Below are 12,607 nucleotides of genomic sequence, written 5' to 3'. Positions count from 1 at the left end.
GCGCAGCCGACCACCACAAGGAGCTCCACCATGAACAAGGAAGCGATGAGCGCCCTGCTGCTCGGCTTGGCGGCCGCCACAGCCGCAATGGCCGCCGATTCCCCGCAACCGGCGTCGGGCGATGACTGGCCGCCGCAACGGCAGAAACTGCTGGCCGGCCGCTACGTCGGCAAACTCCAGGGATACACGCGGGATTGCGAGACCGTTCGCGCCGATCTCAGGCTCGAGGTGGGAGCGGCGAGCGAGACGGTCCATCGCTATACGCTGACGACCACCTGCATCACCGGAGCCGGGCGGCAGGTCGCGCCCAGGACCATCACCGGCGTGTGGGGAATCGACCAGATGGCCAGCAGTTGCCTGACGCTCGGCTTCGAGGACCCCGACGATCCGCAGGTGGGGCCCAACATCTACGGGTTCCGTGTCGAAGAGGCCCAGGCGCGCGGCCGCCGCGCCGCTGCCGCCGACTACGATCTGGCCCAGGACGGCATCAATTGCCATAGCGGCATGCCGCCGGAGCATGCCGACAAGCGCCTGCGGCGCGTGCGCTGACCCGATCGGCGCAGCGCGCCCAAAACCAGGGCCACGCGGCGCGGGTCACGCTGCGGCGCAGGTGCGTGTACAGCTCGCGCCGACAGGCACGGCAGGCCACCTTCGATCCAGGCGTTGCCACGCGCAGATACAAAAACCGACAGCACTCCGCTAGGCCAGCAACCCCTTCAGCTTTGCGTATTGGAGCAACATGATCGTCTTGCCGTCGGCGATCTCGCCCGTCTCGATCATCGCCAGCGCCGCGTCGAGCGCCAGCTCCAGCACCTCGATCTCTTCGCCTTCGGCCGCCACGCCGCCGCCGGCGCCCACCTTGTCGCGATCGGAATACTCGCCCACGAAGAAGTACAGCCGTTCGGTGACCGAACCCGGGCTCATGAACGCCTCGAACACCTTGCGCACGTTATCGACCCGGTAGCCGGTCTCCTCTTCGGTCTCCTTGCGGATGCAGGTCTGCGGATCGTGCTGGTCCAGCAGCCCGGCGCAGGCTTCGATCAGCATGCCGTCGGGGTTGCCGTTGAGCAGGGTCGGCAGCCTGAACTGCCGGGTCAGCAGCACCGTCTGCTTGGCGCGGCTGTAGAGCAGGATGGTGGCGCCGTTGCCGCGGTCGTAGGCCTCGCGCGACAGCGTCTGCCAGCTGCCGTCGTTGCGCTGGAAATCGAAGGTGACCTTGCGCAGCACATACCAGTTGTCGGACAGCACCTCGACCTTGCCGAGACGCACCCGCGGATTGCCTGTGGCGGATGGATTCAAGCGACACTCCATGCGATGAAAGGACAGCGGCGGCGGCAACAGCAGCCAAGCGCAGAATTCGCCGCCGACCAGACATTCTAGAGGCCCGTGCTGCGTGCCCCGCCAGAACCGCGCGCAATGCGCAGTACCGCACGCAGCCCATCCGGTCGCAACCCCAGCCGCCGTTGCGCCGGCGCCGCGTCTTGTACACGCCGGCCACGCCGGCACCAGCACGACAGCCGCCAATAACCGGAAGAACGCCGCAGGAGGCCTCCCCGCACGGCCGCGCCTGCCAGTGCATGCGCTTTCGCGCCCGATTGCGCGCACGCCTGCCCCGCCGCACAATCGGCGCACATTGAACGCAGGGGGCGTCATGGAAGACCGTCATCGCGCCGGCGCAAGCCGCGCGCGCCGCAACACACCCGAACCTTTCTGGGCGCGCACCCGCGCCATCGCGCTGTACCCGCTGCGCGGCGGCGCGCTGTTCGCGCTGATCGCGCTGACCCTGTGCCGCCTGCTGGGAATGCTGCCCGGCATCGGCTGGATCCTCGGCATCGTTACCACGCTGGCGATCTACAAATACGCCTTCGAGATCCTGCGGCATACCGCCGACGGACACATGGATGCGCCCGAGCGCGGCTTCGACATCGGCGATGGGGTGGTGCTGCGGCTGCTGGCGCTGATGATCGTGCTCGGCATGGTGGTCGCCGCCGCGGCGCTGCTCGCCGGCCCGGTCGCCGGTTTGCTGATGTTGCTGGCAGTGGTGCTGCTGCAGCCCGGCTTCCTGATCTCGCTGGCCATCGACGGCAGCCTGCGCCGCGCCCTGAATCCGGCCGTGTCGATCGGCCTGGCACTGCGCATCGGCTGGCCGTACCTGGCCGCGTTCGGCCTGCTGTTCGTGATCCAGGCCAGCGCGCTGACCGCGGCCCGTTGGCTGCAGCACTACCTGCCGCCGTTGGCCAGCGATCTGGCGGTCGGCGTGGTGACGATCTGGGGCCTGTTCGCCACCTTCCACCTGATGGGCTATCTGGTCTACCAGTACCACGAAGTGCTGGGCTACGAACCGGCCAGCATCGACGACGGCGCGCGCCGCCACGATCCGGACCAGCGCGTGCTCGACGAGGCCGAGCAGTTCGTGCGCGATGGGCATACCGCCGAAGCGCTGCAGCTGCTGCGCGGCGAAGTGCGCACGCGCGCGGTGAGCCTGGCGGTGCACGAGCTGTACCAGCGCCTGCTGCGCACCGGCGGCCGCGCCGACGACCTGCGCGAGCACACCCGCCAGTACATCAACCGCCTGCTGCAGGAGAAGCAGGAACGGCGCGCGCTGGCGCTGCTGCGCGAGGCGCTGGACGCCGATCCCGACTTCGTCCCGTCGCTGCCGGAGCAAGCCACCTTGATGACCGAGCGCGCGCAACTGGCGGGGCAGTCCAAGCTCGCGCTCGACGGCTTGCTGGCCGCACTGCGCGCCTGGCCGAAGGCGGCCGAATTCGGCGCCTGGTCGCTGAGCGCGGCGTTGCTGCTCGCCGAGCGCTACGGCGACGACGCGCAGGCGCGCGCGTTGCTGCAGGACGCGCTCGCGCATTGCCAGGACGACGCGCAGCGCAGCAAGCTGGAGGCGGCGCTGAAGGCAGTGACGATCGCGCCGGCCTAGCGGCTGGCGGCGCGATCGGGCCGACCGCACCGCCGCGGCCGCCGCTCAGGCGTTGGCGAGCAGGAATCGCGCCTTGTCCGCCTGCGGCAGGTCCGGGTAGCGCTCGATCACCGCGAGCAGCAGGCGCCGCCATTCGGACGCGGCGTGTCGCTCGCCGTGGCCCAGCGCCAGCCGGAACCAGTGCTGCGCCTGTTCGCTGCGCGGCAGCGCGGCGGCATCCTGCGCCAGCAGCGCTTCGGCATCGCGCAGCCGCCCCAGCGCCAGCCAGCGGTCGAACAACAGCGCTCGCGTCGCCGCGTCCACGGCGATGGCGCCGGCAGCGCAGTCGCCAAGCAACGCCGCCTGCGCTCGCGTCTCCTGCTCCGTGGCCGCCGGCAGGCGCAGCAGCTCGATCGCGCGCGCCTGCGCGGCACGCGCGTCGCCGGCATTGCGCGCGACCCGGTAGCGCGCCTGCGCCACGTCGAAGCGGCGCGGCTGCTCGGCGGCGAGTTCGTCGAGCAGCCGCGCCGCCTCCCGGTTCTCCAGCCGCCCCAGGTGCCGCTGCGCGCGCTCCCAGCGATCGTCGGCGGCGACCGTGGCCTCGTCGCACATGAACGCCTCGCGGGTCTGCCGCGCCGCCACCAGCGCCGCGCCGAGCAGCGCACCGACCACGATGCCGCCGGCATGCGCATCGAAGCCGACCCCGGCATCGCCGTTGGCCAGCAGGTTGTACAGCTCCCAGCCCAGCCACACCGGCAACAAGGCGATCGCCGGGCCGCGCACGTAGTCGAACACCACCGCGAACCAGTAGAAGAAGCGCACCGGCCGCCGTCCCCAGACCACGCAGAACGCTCCCATCAGCGCGGCGATGGCACCGGACGCGCCCAGCCCGCCGCCGGCCTCGCCCCAGCGCCACCACAGGCTGACCGCGCTCGCCCCGAACCCGCCGAGCAGGTAGACCAGCAGGAACCGCCAGCGGCCGATCGCGCCTTCCAGCAAGGTGCCGAGCACGACCAGGAACAGCATGTTGCCGAACAGGTGCAGCGCATCGCCGTGCAGGAACGTCGCCGACAGCATCCGCGCCGGCGACCACTCCGAGCTGCGCTGGACATGGCGCAGAGTGAACACGCGGTCCAGCAGCGCGTCATAGCGGGCGCGCAGCGGCGCCCAGGCCTGCTGCGCGTCCGGGTCCGCGAACGCCTCGCCGCTGCGCAGCGCCTGCACGAAGCGCACGTCGTTCAAGCTGGCGGTGCCGACGAACTGCGCCCGCTGCGCCGCCGGCACGCGCTCGAACTGGACCAGCGCGTCCTTGCGTCCGCCGCGCTGCAGGTAGCGCGCATAGGCCGGCGCTTCGTAGTCAGCGAGTCCGGAATCAAGGTAGTAGCGTTGCGCCTGTTGCAGCGGCGCCACGTCCTGGCGCTGCCAGCCGAAATAGACCGCCGCATTGAGCAGCACCAGCAGCAGCGTGACCAGCGGAAAATTCTCCCGCGACAGCGGCTTGTGCAACGGCAGGATCAGCATCGAACAACGTCCGTGTGGATGGCCGCGCCAGCTTCGGCGATCGCCCGCGGGTGCGCAAGCCGGGCGCACGCGCTAGCATCGCCACCCCGCTCCACCGCAGTGCCCCAATCCGATGAACAGCTCCCGATGAGCCGCTGGCGTCCCCCTGCCGAGAAAAGCACCGCCCTGATCACCGCCGAAGGCCACGCCCGGCTCAAGGCCGAGCTGGAGGAGCTGTGGCGCGTGCGCCGCCCGGAGGTGGTCAAGGCGCTGGCCGCCGCGGCGGCCGAGGGCGACCGTTCGGAAAACGCCGAGTACACCTACCGCAAGAAGCAGCTGGGCGAGATCGACCGCCGCGTGCGCTACCTGAGCAAGCGCCTGGAAGCGCTGCGCGTGGTCGACACCGCGCCATCCGATCCGCAGGCCGTGTTCTTCGGCGCCGTGGTCGAACTGGAGGACGCCGACAGCGGCGAGCTGGTGCGCTACCGCATCGTCGGCCCGGACGAGACCGATGCCGGCCGCGGCTGGATCAGCATCGATTCGCCGCTGGCGCGGGCGCTGCTGAAGAAGCGCATCGACGACGACGTCGAGGCGCAGTTGCCCGGCGGCCGCCACAGCTTCGTGGTGGTGTCGGTGGACTACACGGCGCGCTGAGCGCCTCCATCGCGTCGACCACTGCCGATCGATGCAGCCCCGGCCGCAACGCGGCTGGGCACGATCGCATGGCGCTCTACGCGCAGTTGGTGAGGGGACGTTCCGACCTGGCCGCGCAGTGGACGCAGCCAGCTGGCGAAGCCAGACCTCGAGGTTCGCCAGTGGCATGCAGGACCTGGATCCAAGGGCCCTGGAGAAACTCCGCGGATCAGGGGTCAACCTGGCCGATAAGTTCAGCCTGCAATGCGACCGGCGAGCGGCGTGCCCCAGCACGGAGTGAACTGCCCGGATCTGTTAACCGGCCTTCGCAGCCAGCGTGGATAATCGGCGCCTCTCTCTTCCGCTGCAGGAACCCCCCATGGGCCATTGGACTACCCTCGATACCGCTCACGGCCAAGTCTCCGCCTGGCATGCCCTGCCGGAGGGCGTCCCGCGCGGCGGGCTGGTGATCATCCAGGAGATCTTCGGCGTCAACGCCTACATCCAGCAGGTCGCCGACGGCTACGCGGCGCAAGGCTATGAAGTGCTGGCCCCGGGCCTGTTCGACCTGGTGGAGAAGGACGTGCAACTGGAGTACGGCCAGGACGGCGTGCGCAAGGGCCTGGAGCTGGTCGGCGCGCTCGGCTTCGACAAGGCGCTGGACGTCGTGCAGGCCGCGGCGCAGGCGCTGGCGCCGGCCGGCAAGGTCGGCACCGTCGGCTATTGCTGGGGCGGCAGCGTCGCATTGCTGGCGGCGCTGCGGCTGGGCCTGCCGTCGGTGAGCTACTACGGCGGGCGCAACACCCAGTTCCTCGACGAGACGCCGAAGGCGCCGGTGCTGTTCCACTTCGGCGCGCAGGACAGCAGCATCCCGCCGGAGGCGGTGCAGCAGCATCGCGAGAAGCTGCCGCAGATGCAGACCTACGTGTATCCGGCCGGACACGGTTTCGACCGCCATGTCGATCCGAACCACCACGACGCCGACAGCGCCGACAGCGCGCGCCAGCGCAGCCTCGCCTTCCTCGCCGAACACCTGCGCTGAGCCGCGGCGATGGCCGACTTCGTACTCGACCCGCGGCTGCAGGCCGACAGCGCGTTCGTCGCCGACGGTCCGCTGTCGCAGGTGCGGCTGATGGACGACGCGCGTTTCCCCTGGCTGCTGCTGGTGCCGCGCGTCGCCGACGCTAGCGAATGGATCGACCTGGACGGGGGCCAGCAGCGCCTGCTGCTGGCCGAGATCAACCAGCTCTCGCAGTTGCTGCGCAACGAGCCGGGCGTGCGCAAACTCAATCTCGGCGCGCTGGGCAACATCGTGCGGCAACTGCACGTGCACGTGATCGGGCGCCACGAAGGCGATGCGGCCTGGCCCGGGCCGGTATGGGGCAGCGGCCCGGCGCAGCGGCTGGACGCCGATGTCCTGCAGACCCGTGTTGCGGCGTGGCGGCAACGGCTACGATAGGCGCCCTTTTAGCGGAACCCGCGTGCCCATGAAATCCAATGTGATCGCCGCCATCGTGCTGATCGTGATCGGCCTGGTGTTCCTGGCCAACAACCTGGGCTGGACCAACCTCAGCCTGGGCCGGTTGATCGCCACCTGGTGGCCGGCGATCCTGGTCGCGGTCGGCGTGGGCATGCTGTTCGGCCGCGGCAAGTAGTAACTGCCGGGATTGGGGATTCGGGATTGGGGTTTGGATCCGGCGATCTCCACCCCCCTGGCTGCCGGCCGCCGATGCGCGGCGGCCGGCACGTCCGCATCAACGGCGGACGTTGACCACCTGGGTGCCGGCGATCAGGTCGTGCAGGCAGCGCTTGTCCTGGCGGAAGATGAACAGCGCATCGATCAGCGCATAGAAGTTGCCTACGACCGGCACCAGCGACAGCAATTGGGTCGGCAGGTAACGCAGCACGATCAGCCGCCACAGCGGCGGCTGCGCGCCGTCCAGATCGACGATACGGATCCACAGCAGTTTCTTGCCCCAGGTCTGCCCGGTCTTGGCCAGCGGATAGCCCTGCACCACCACGAACGTCGCGAACGCCAACGCCACGTAGCCGGCCATGGTCAGGAACGACATCGCCTCGCCGCCGCGCGCCGCATCCATGACCTTGCCGAAATAGCCGGTGACCGCGGCCAGCGGCAGGAAGGTCGCCAGCGCGATCACGCCGTCGATCAGCGATGCGCCCAGGCGCTCGCCGCGGCCGGCCAGCACGTCGGCGCCGTCCAGCGCCAGCGGCGCCGACGGCAGCGGCGCGTCGGGCGCCTGGTAGGGATTGGGATCGTTCATTGCGCGCTCCGTGTGCTGTAGGGAAAAGTCAGGTTCTGGGCAGGGTCACGCCGGTCTGGCCCTGGTACTTGCCGCCGCGGTCCTTGTAGCTGGTCTCGCAGACGTCGTCGGCATCGGACTGGAAGAACAGCATCTGCGCCACGCCTTCGTTGGCGTAGATGCGCGCCGGCAGCGGCGTGGTGTTGCTGAATTCCAGGGTGACGTGGCCTTCCCACTCCGGCTCCAGTGGCGTGACATTGACGATGATGCCGCAGCGCGCATAGGTGCTCTTGCCCAGGCAGACCACCAGCGTGTCGCGCGGGATGCGGAAGAATTCCACCGTGCGCGCCAGGGCGAAGCTGTTGGGCGGGATGATGCATTCGTCGGCCTCGATGTCCACGAAGCTCTTCGGATCGAAGCGCTTGGGATCGACGATGGTCGAGTTGATGTTGGTGAACACCTTGAACTCGCGCGAGCAGCGCACGTCGTAGCCGTAGCTGGAGGTGCCGTAGCTGACGATGCGCTCGCCGTTGACCTGCTTCACCTGGCCCGGCTCGTAGGGCGCGATCATGCCGTGCTGCTCGGACATGCGGCGGATCCAGCGGTCGCTCTTGATGCTCATGCGTATTCCTGATGCCTGTGGCGGCAGGCCGAAAAACCCGCCTGCCGGGAGCGCGGCCGACGCCGGAGCGGGCCGCATTGACCGGCGATTCTAGCCGGTCGCGGAGCGTTCGCGGCAGCCGCGGCCCCGCTCACAGCAGCGAGGCGGAAATCGGGATCGATGCCCGCGGGCGCTTGCGCAGCTCCTCGGTCAGGCGCTGGGCGGTCGCCAGATAGGCCTGCGCGGCGGCCGAATCCGGGGCCGCGGCCACGATCGGGGTGCCGGCGTCGCCCTGCTCGCGGATCGCGATCGCCAGCGGCAGCGAGCCCAGCAGCGGCACGCCGTACTGCTGCGCCATGCGCTGGCCGCCGCCTTCGCCGAACAGGTGCTCGACATGGCCGCACTGCGTGCAGGTATGCACCGCCATGTTCTCGACGATGCCCAGCACCGGCACCTCGACCTTCTCGAACATTTTCAGCGCCTTTTTCGCATCCAGCGTGGCGATGTCCTGCGGCGTGGTGACGATCACCGCGCCGGCCACCGGGATCTTCTGCGCCAGGGTCAGCTGGATGTCGCCGGTGCCCGGCGGCAGGTCGATCAGCAGGTAGTCCAGGTCGTCCCACAGCGTATCGGTGAACAGCTGGGTCAGCGCCGAGGTCGCCATCGGCCCGCGCCAGATCATCGGCGTGTCCTGGTCCACCAGCAGCCCGATCGACATCGCCTCGATGCCGAACGCGCGCATCGGCTCGATCGACTTGTTGTCGGGGCTGTCCGGGCGTCCGCTCAGGCCGAGCATGGCCGGCACGCTGGGGCCATAGACATCGGCGTCCAGCACCCCGACCCGCGCGCCCTGGCGCTGCAGCGCCAGCGCCAGGTTCACCGCGGTGGTGGACTTGCCCACCCCGCCCTTGCCGGAACCGATGGCGATGACATTGCGGATCCGCGGCAACGGCGAAAGGTTGGGCTGGACGGCGTGGGCGGGAATGCGGGGGCGGTCGGTCATCGGAAAACTCGCAGAGGAAACGCCACAGCGCGCCGGGCGCGCGGCAGGAACAGGGATGGCAGCGGCGAGCGCCGCCTGTCGGGAGGGCGTCGCAGCGGATCGAATTGGGGCATGACTATACAAGTGCGGCGTGCCGTCCATGTCGGTGGAGCCGCCAGGCAGGCGCGCGAAGTCGGGCCAGCGCAGTCCTGTCCCGGCAGCGCGCAATCGCGGCCTCGGCCAGCGAGCCGGCAACCCAGGCATGGCCATCGGTCTTCTGCCAGGACGGTAGCGTCGGTCGGCAAGCGCGCCGCGATATGACCATTCGTTACCGATCAGGCGCCCCATTATGGCGAAGCGTACTCACCGAATTGGTGCGGGAGACCACCATCACTTGCAAGCCGTGCTCGGTCGCCGGATGCCCGGCTTGTCGCCCTTTCGGCCAATTGCCGCGCTATCACAAATGCCTATTCAGTTATAGGGCCGATGCCACGCCCCCGAATGGTGCAAAGCAGCGTGGAAGCTGTCGCGCCGGGCACGCAACGCCACATTTGGCGGGTGTTTACTGCCAGATCGCCGCAGATCCACCCTGTAGACGAAAAAGGTGACACGGCTGTACAAATGGCGTTAAGTTCATGTTACGTTTGGGTTGCTCGCATGGATGCGGAACCGATTTCAAGGCATATGTCGTGGCACGACGCCCCTCGCCTTTTCTTTATTGTTTTATGGGGATAGAGAGAATGACTGCTCGTCAGACACGTAGTTTCAAGCACAGCCGCCTGAGCGCGGCGCTGGTGACCGCCATGGTCGTGCCGGCCGCGTTCAGCGCCTTCGCGCAGGACAGCACCGACACCAAGGCGACCGACCTGGAAAAGATCACCGTCACCGGCTCGCTGATCCCGCAGACCGAGATCGAGACCGCCACGCCGGTCACCACGATCACCGCTGAGGACATCAAGGCCCGCGGCTTCAATTCGGTGGCCGATGTGTTGCAGAAGAGTTCGTTCGCGACCGGCGCGGTCCAGGGCGGCCAGACCTCCGGCTCCTTCACCCAGGGCGCGAAGACGGTCAGCCTGTTCGGCCTGTCGCCGGGCTACGTGAAGTACCTGATCGACGGCCGGCCGATGTCGAACTACCCGGCGCTGTACAACGGCAGCGACACTTTCAACAACATCAGCGGCATTCCGATCGACCTGGTCGACCGCATCGAGATCCTGCCGGGCGGCCAGTCGTCGCTGTACGGCTCCGACGCGATCGCCGGCGTGATCAACGTCATCCTCAAGAAGAAGATGGACGGCGCGGTGTTCAGCATCCGCGGCGGCGGCTTCTCCGAAGGCGGCGGCAGCAACTTCCGCGCCACCTTCGCCGATGGCTGGACCTCCGCCGACGGCCGCACCTCCGTGCTCGGCGGCGTGCAGTACGAAGAGAAGGACCCGATCTGGGCCTACGACCGCGGCCTGACCAGGCAATACAACACGCAGGGCTATAGCGCGCCGCTGATCAGCCGCGACTTCCTGGTGTACAGCCCGTTCACCAGCTACAAGTTCCTCGACCCGGCCAACTGCGGCAACGTCTCCGGCCTGTTCGGCGGCACCATGGCCCTGCAGCAGCGCCCGGGCTTCGGCGACGAGTACTACTGCGGCTCCAAGTACACCCCGGGCTACCGCACCCTGGACAACGGCCAGAAGTCGCTGCAGGCGTACGTGCACGGCACCTTCGACCTCAACGACAACGTGCAGTTGTACGGCGACGTGCTCTACAGCAAGGACCAGGTCAAGTACAACTCCGGCGGCAATTATCTGTGGTGGGGCACCGCTTCCGACTTCGGCTACTACTACGACCCGAACCTGGACGACCTGGTCAACCTGCAGCGCTCGTTCGCGCCTGAGGAAGTCGGCCCGAACGGCTTCAACGACACGATGAGCCGCGACACCAGCGAATCGGTGCGCGTGACCTTCGGCGCGCAGGGTACGCTCGGCCAGTCCAACTGGGACTACGACGCCGGCGTCACCTACACCCAGTACGAACTGGAAGAGCGCAACTTCGTCCGCCTCAAGGACCCGATCGACCAGTTCTTCATCAACAAGGTGCTCGGACCGCAGCAGGGCCTGGATCCGTACTACGACGCCTATCCGGTCTATACCCCCAACTACGCGGCGTTCTATTCGCCGATCACTCCGGAAGAATTCGCCAGCTTCACCGGCCACGCCACCAACAAGAGCAAGACCTCCGACGGCATGCTGCGCCTGCAGGCCACCAACGCCAAGCTGTTCTCCCTGCCCGGCGGCGACGCGGGCCTGGCGGTGGTCGCCGAGTACGGCAAGCAGAAGTGGAGCTACGATCCGGCGCCGGAAATCCTCAACGGCGAGGTCTGGGGCCTGACCTCGGTGGCCGGCGGCGGCGACCGCGACCGCTATGCGGTGACGTCGGAACTGCGCATGCCGGTGTTCGATCCGCTGACCATCACCCTGGCCGGCCGCTACGACGCGTTCAAGGCCAGCGGCACCACCGTCGACAAGCCGACCTACAGCGTCGCGCTGGAATACCGTCCGTTCCAGTCGCTGCTGCTGCGCGGCAAGTACGGCACCGCGTTCCGCGCACCGACCCTGTCCGACCAGTACCAGGGCGAGAGCGGCTACTACAACTCGGTGGTCGACTACTACCAGTGCGCGCAGCGCGGCTACCTGCCCGGCAACACCGACAACTGCCCGGCCGCCTACTCCAGCCGCCAGTTCTTCGGTACGCAGTCCGGCAACCTCGGCCTGAAGCCGATCAACGCCGATGTGTGGAGCGCAGGCTTCGTGTGGTCGCCGGTCGACCGCATGGCGCTGACCGTCGACTACCTCAACTGGGACATCAGCGATGAAGTCACCCAGCAGAGCGCCGACGCGCTGAGCCTGCAGGATTACCGTTGCCGCGCCGGCATCGACGACATCAGTTCGGCACTGTGCACCAGCGCGATGGCGCAGGTCACCCGCAACGCAGCGGGTCAGATCACGGAGATCTATACGCCGAAGATCAACGTCTCCAACCAGAAGCTGGAAATGGCCGTGGCCTCGTTCCGCTATGGCTACGACTTCGGACGTTGGGGCGACCTCAGCATGATCGCCAGCTACACGCAGAAGATCAGCCACGAGTACACGCAGTATGCCGGTGACGAACCGGTCGACCTGCTCAACAATCCGTACTGGAGCGTGGACCCGAAGCGCAAGGCCGACGCCTCGCTGACCTGGGAGATCGGCGACTTCTCGACCACCTGGTACGCCAGCTGGTTCGACAAGACCCCGAACTATGCGGCGAATCTCGCCGTCGCCGGCTACGATGCGCCGCGCGCCGGCAAGCTGCCGTCGCACATCACCCACAACGCCAGCATCACCTACACGGCGTTCGAGGGCATGGAGCTGTCGCTGATGGTCAACAACGTGTTCAACAAGATGCCGCCCTTCGACGCGTCCTACCCGGGCAGCGCGAGCTCGCCGTACAACTCGTACAACTTCGACGTGTACGGCCGCGCGTACTACCTGGAAATGCGTTACGCGTTCGGCAAGTAATCGAGCCTCAAGCGACACCAAAGCCCACCCGCGAGGGTGGGCTTTTTTTATGCGTGGCGCGTGCTGGCGGGATCTATGCGACAGCGGCTGCAAGTGCCCGTTTTGGCGTCCACAATGACCCACGGCCGCACGCGCAATGGTGCGGCCTTTGGCGTTCGGCCAGTTCGCTAT

General features: G+C 68.1%; 12 protein-coding genes. 7 read left to right on the top strand and 5 right to left on the bottom strand.

What is annotated here, in order from left to right; translation table 11 throughout:
• Nucleotides 1–30: 30 nt before the first annotated feature.
• Nucleotides 31–549, top strand: a complete 519-nt coding sequence (locus NUG20_RS08080; protein WP_263397846.1) for a hypothetical protein — start codon at nt 31–33, stop codon at nt 547–549.
• Nucleotides 550–699: 150 nt separating this feature from the next.
• Here NUG20_RS08080 and nudK read toward each other — a convergent pair whose 3' ends face one another.
• Nucleotides 700–1,299, bottom strand: a complete 600-nt coding sequence (gene nudK / locus NUG20_RS08075) for a GDP-mannose pyrophosphatase NudK (RefSeq protein WP_263397845.1) — start codon at nt 1,297–1,299, stop codon at nt 700–702.
• 352 nt (nt 1,300–1,651) lie between these two features.
• Here nudK and NUG20_RS08070 point away from each other — a divergent pair, with 352 nt between their 5' ends.
• Nucleotides 1,652–2,929: a hypothetical protein gene (locus tag NUG20_RS08070; RefSeq protein ID WP_263397844.1), complete on the top strand. Its 1,278-nt coding sequence runs from the start codon at nt 1,652–1,654 to the stop codon at nt 2,927–2,929.
• Nucleotides 2,930–2,974: 45 nt separating this feature from the next.
• Here the strand turns inward: NUG20_RS08070 and NUG20_RS08065 are convergent, their stop codons facing one another.
• Complete coding sequence (locus NUG20_RS08065; RefSeq protein WP_263397843.1) at nt 2,975–4,429, bottom strand: rhomboid family intramembrane serine protease; 1,455 nt, start codon at nt 4,427–4,429, stop codon at nt 2,975–2,977.
• 126 nt (nt 4,430–4,555) lie between these two features.
• Between NUG20_RS08065 and greB the strand changes: the two genes are divergently transcribed.
• The 4 genes from greB (at nt 4,556) to NUG20_RS08045 (ending at nt 6,696) form a co-directional block, all read left to right on the top strand.
• Nucleotides 4,556–5,062, top strand: a complete 507-nt coding sequence (greB, locus tag NUG20_RS08060) for a transcription elongation factor GreB (protein ID WP_263397842.1) — start codon at nt 4,556–4,558, stop codon at nt 5,060–5,062.
• Nucleotides 5,063–5,420: 358 nt separating this feature from the next.
• Entirely contained in the window at nt 5,421–6,083 is a 663-nt protein-coding gene (locus NUG20_RS08055; RefSeq protein WP_263397841.1) for a dienelactone hydrolase family protein, read from the top strand.
• 9 nt (nt 6,084–6,092) lie between these two features.
• Entirely contained in the window at nt 6,093–6,500 is a 408-nt protein-coding gene (locus NUG20_RS08050) for an HIT domain-containing protein (RefSeq protein ID WP_263397840.1), read from the top strand.
• A gap of 28 nt (nt 6,501–6,528) precedes the next feature.
• Complete coding sequence (locus tag NUG20_RS08045; RefSeq protein WP_003467495.1) at nt 6,529–6,696, top strand: LiaI-LiaF-like domain-containing protein; 168 nt, start codon at nt 6,529–6,531, stop codon at nt 6,694–6,696.
• Between the two features lie 99 nt (nt 6,697–6,795).
• Here the strand turns inward: NUG20_RS08045 and NUG20_RS08040 are convergent, their stop codons facing one another.
• The 3 genes from NUG20_RS08040 to apbC form a co-directional block, all read right to left on the bottom strand.
• Complete coding sequence (locus tag NUG20_RS08040; protein WP_263397839.1) at nt 6,796–7,323, bottom strand: RDD family protein; 528 nt, start codon at nt 7,321–7,323, stop codon at nt 6,796–6,798.
• Between the two features lie 28 nt (nt 7,324–7,351).
• A complete protein-coding gene (gene dcd / locus NUG20_RS08035; protein WP_053834874.1) occupies nt 7,352–7,924 on the bottom strand; it encodes a dCTP deaminase in 573 nt (190 codons plus the stop codon).
• 130 nt (nt 7,925–8,054) lie between these two features.
• Entirely contained in the window at nt 8,055–8,906 is an 852-nt protein-coding gene (gene apbC, locus NUG20_RS08030) for an iron-sulfur cluster carrier protein ApbC (RefSeq protein WP_263397838.1), read from the bottom strand.
• Nucleotides 8,907–9,688: 782 nt separating this feature from the next.
• Here apbC and NUG20_RS08025 point away from each other — a divergent pair.
• Nucleotides 9,689–12,436, top strand: coding sequence for a TonB-dependent receptor domain-containing protein (locus NUG20_RS08025; RefSeq protein WP_263398419.1), 2,748 nt, complete (start codon nt 9,689–9,691; stop codon nt 12,434–12,436).
• Nucleotides 12,437–12,607 lie beyond the last annotated feature (171 nt).

Source organism: Xanthomonas sp. CFBP 8443, from assembly GCF_025666195.1.
Classification (GTDB): Bacteria; Pseudomonadota; Gammaproteobacteria; order Xanthomonadales; family Xanthomonadaceae; genus Xanthomonas_A.
Note: the sequence above shows the minus strand (reverse complement) of the source record. Positions and strands in the feature narration are given on the sequence as shown.

Coding starts and splice junctions, on each gene's coding strand:
- NUG20_RS08080 (WP_263397846.1), top strand. CDS start 31: ATGAACAAGGAAGCGATGAGCGCCCTGCTGCTCGGCTTGGCGGCCGCC.
- NUG20_RS08070 (WP_263397844.1), top strand. CDS start 1,652: ATGGAAGACCGTCATCGCGCCGGCGCAAGCCGCGCGCGCCGCAACACA.
- NUG20_RS08065 (WP_263397843.1), bottom strand. CDS start 4,429: ATGCTGATCCTGCCGTTGCACAAGCCGCTGTCGCGGGAGAATTTTCCG.
- greB (WP_263397842.1), top strand. CDS start 4,556: ATGAGCCGCTGGCGTCCCCCTGCCGAGAAAAGCACCGCCCTGATCACC.
- NUG20_RS08055 (WP_263397841.1), top strand. CDS start 5,421: ATGGGCCATTGGACTACCCTCGATACCGCTCACGGCCAAGTCTCCGCC.
- NUG20_RS08050 (WP_263397840.1), top strand. CDS start 6,093: ATGGCCGACTTCGTACTCGACCCGCGGCTGCAGGCCGACAGCGCGTTC.
- NUG20_RS08045 (WP_003467495.1), top strand. CDS start 6,529: ATGAAATCCAATGTGATCGCCGCCATCGTGCTGATCGTGATCGGCCTG.
- NUG20_RS08040 (WP_263397839.1), bottom strand. CDS start 7,323: ATGAACGATCCCAATCCCTACCAGGCGCCCGACGCGCCGCTGCCGTCG.
- dcd (WP_053834874.1), bottom strand. CDS start 7,924: ATGAGCATCAAGAGCGACCGCTGGATCCGCCGCATGTCCGAGCAGCAC.
- apbC (WP_263397838.1), bottom strand. CDS start 8,906: ATGACCGACCGCCCCCGCATTCCCGCCCACGCCGTCCAGCCCAACCTT.
- NUG20_RS08025 (WP_263398419.1), top strand. CDS start 9,689: ATGGTCGTGCCGGCCGCGTTCAGCGCCTTCGCGCAGGACAGCACCGAC.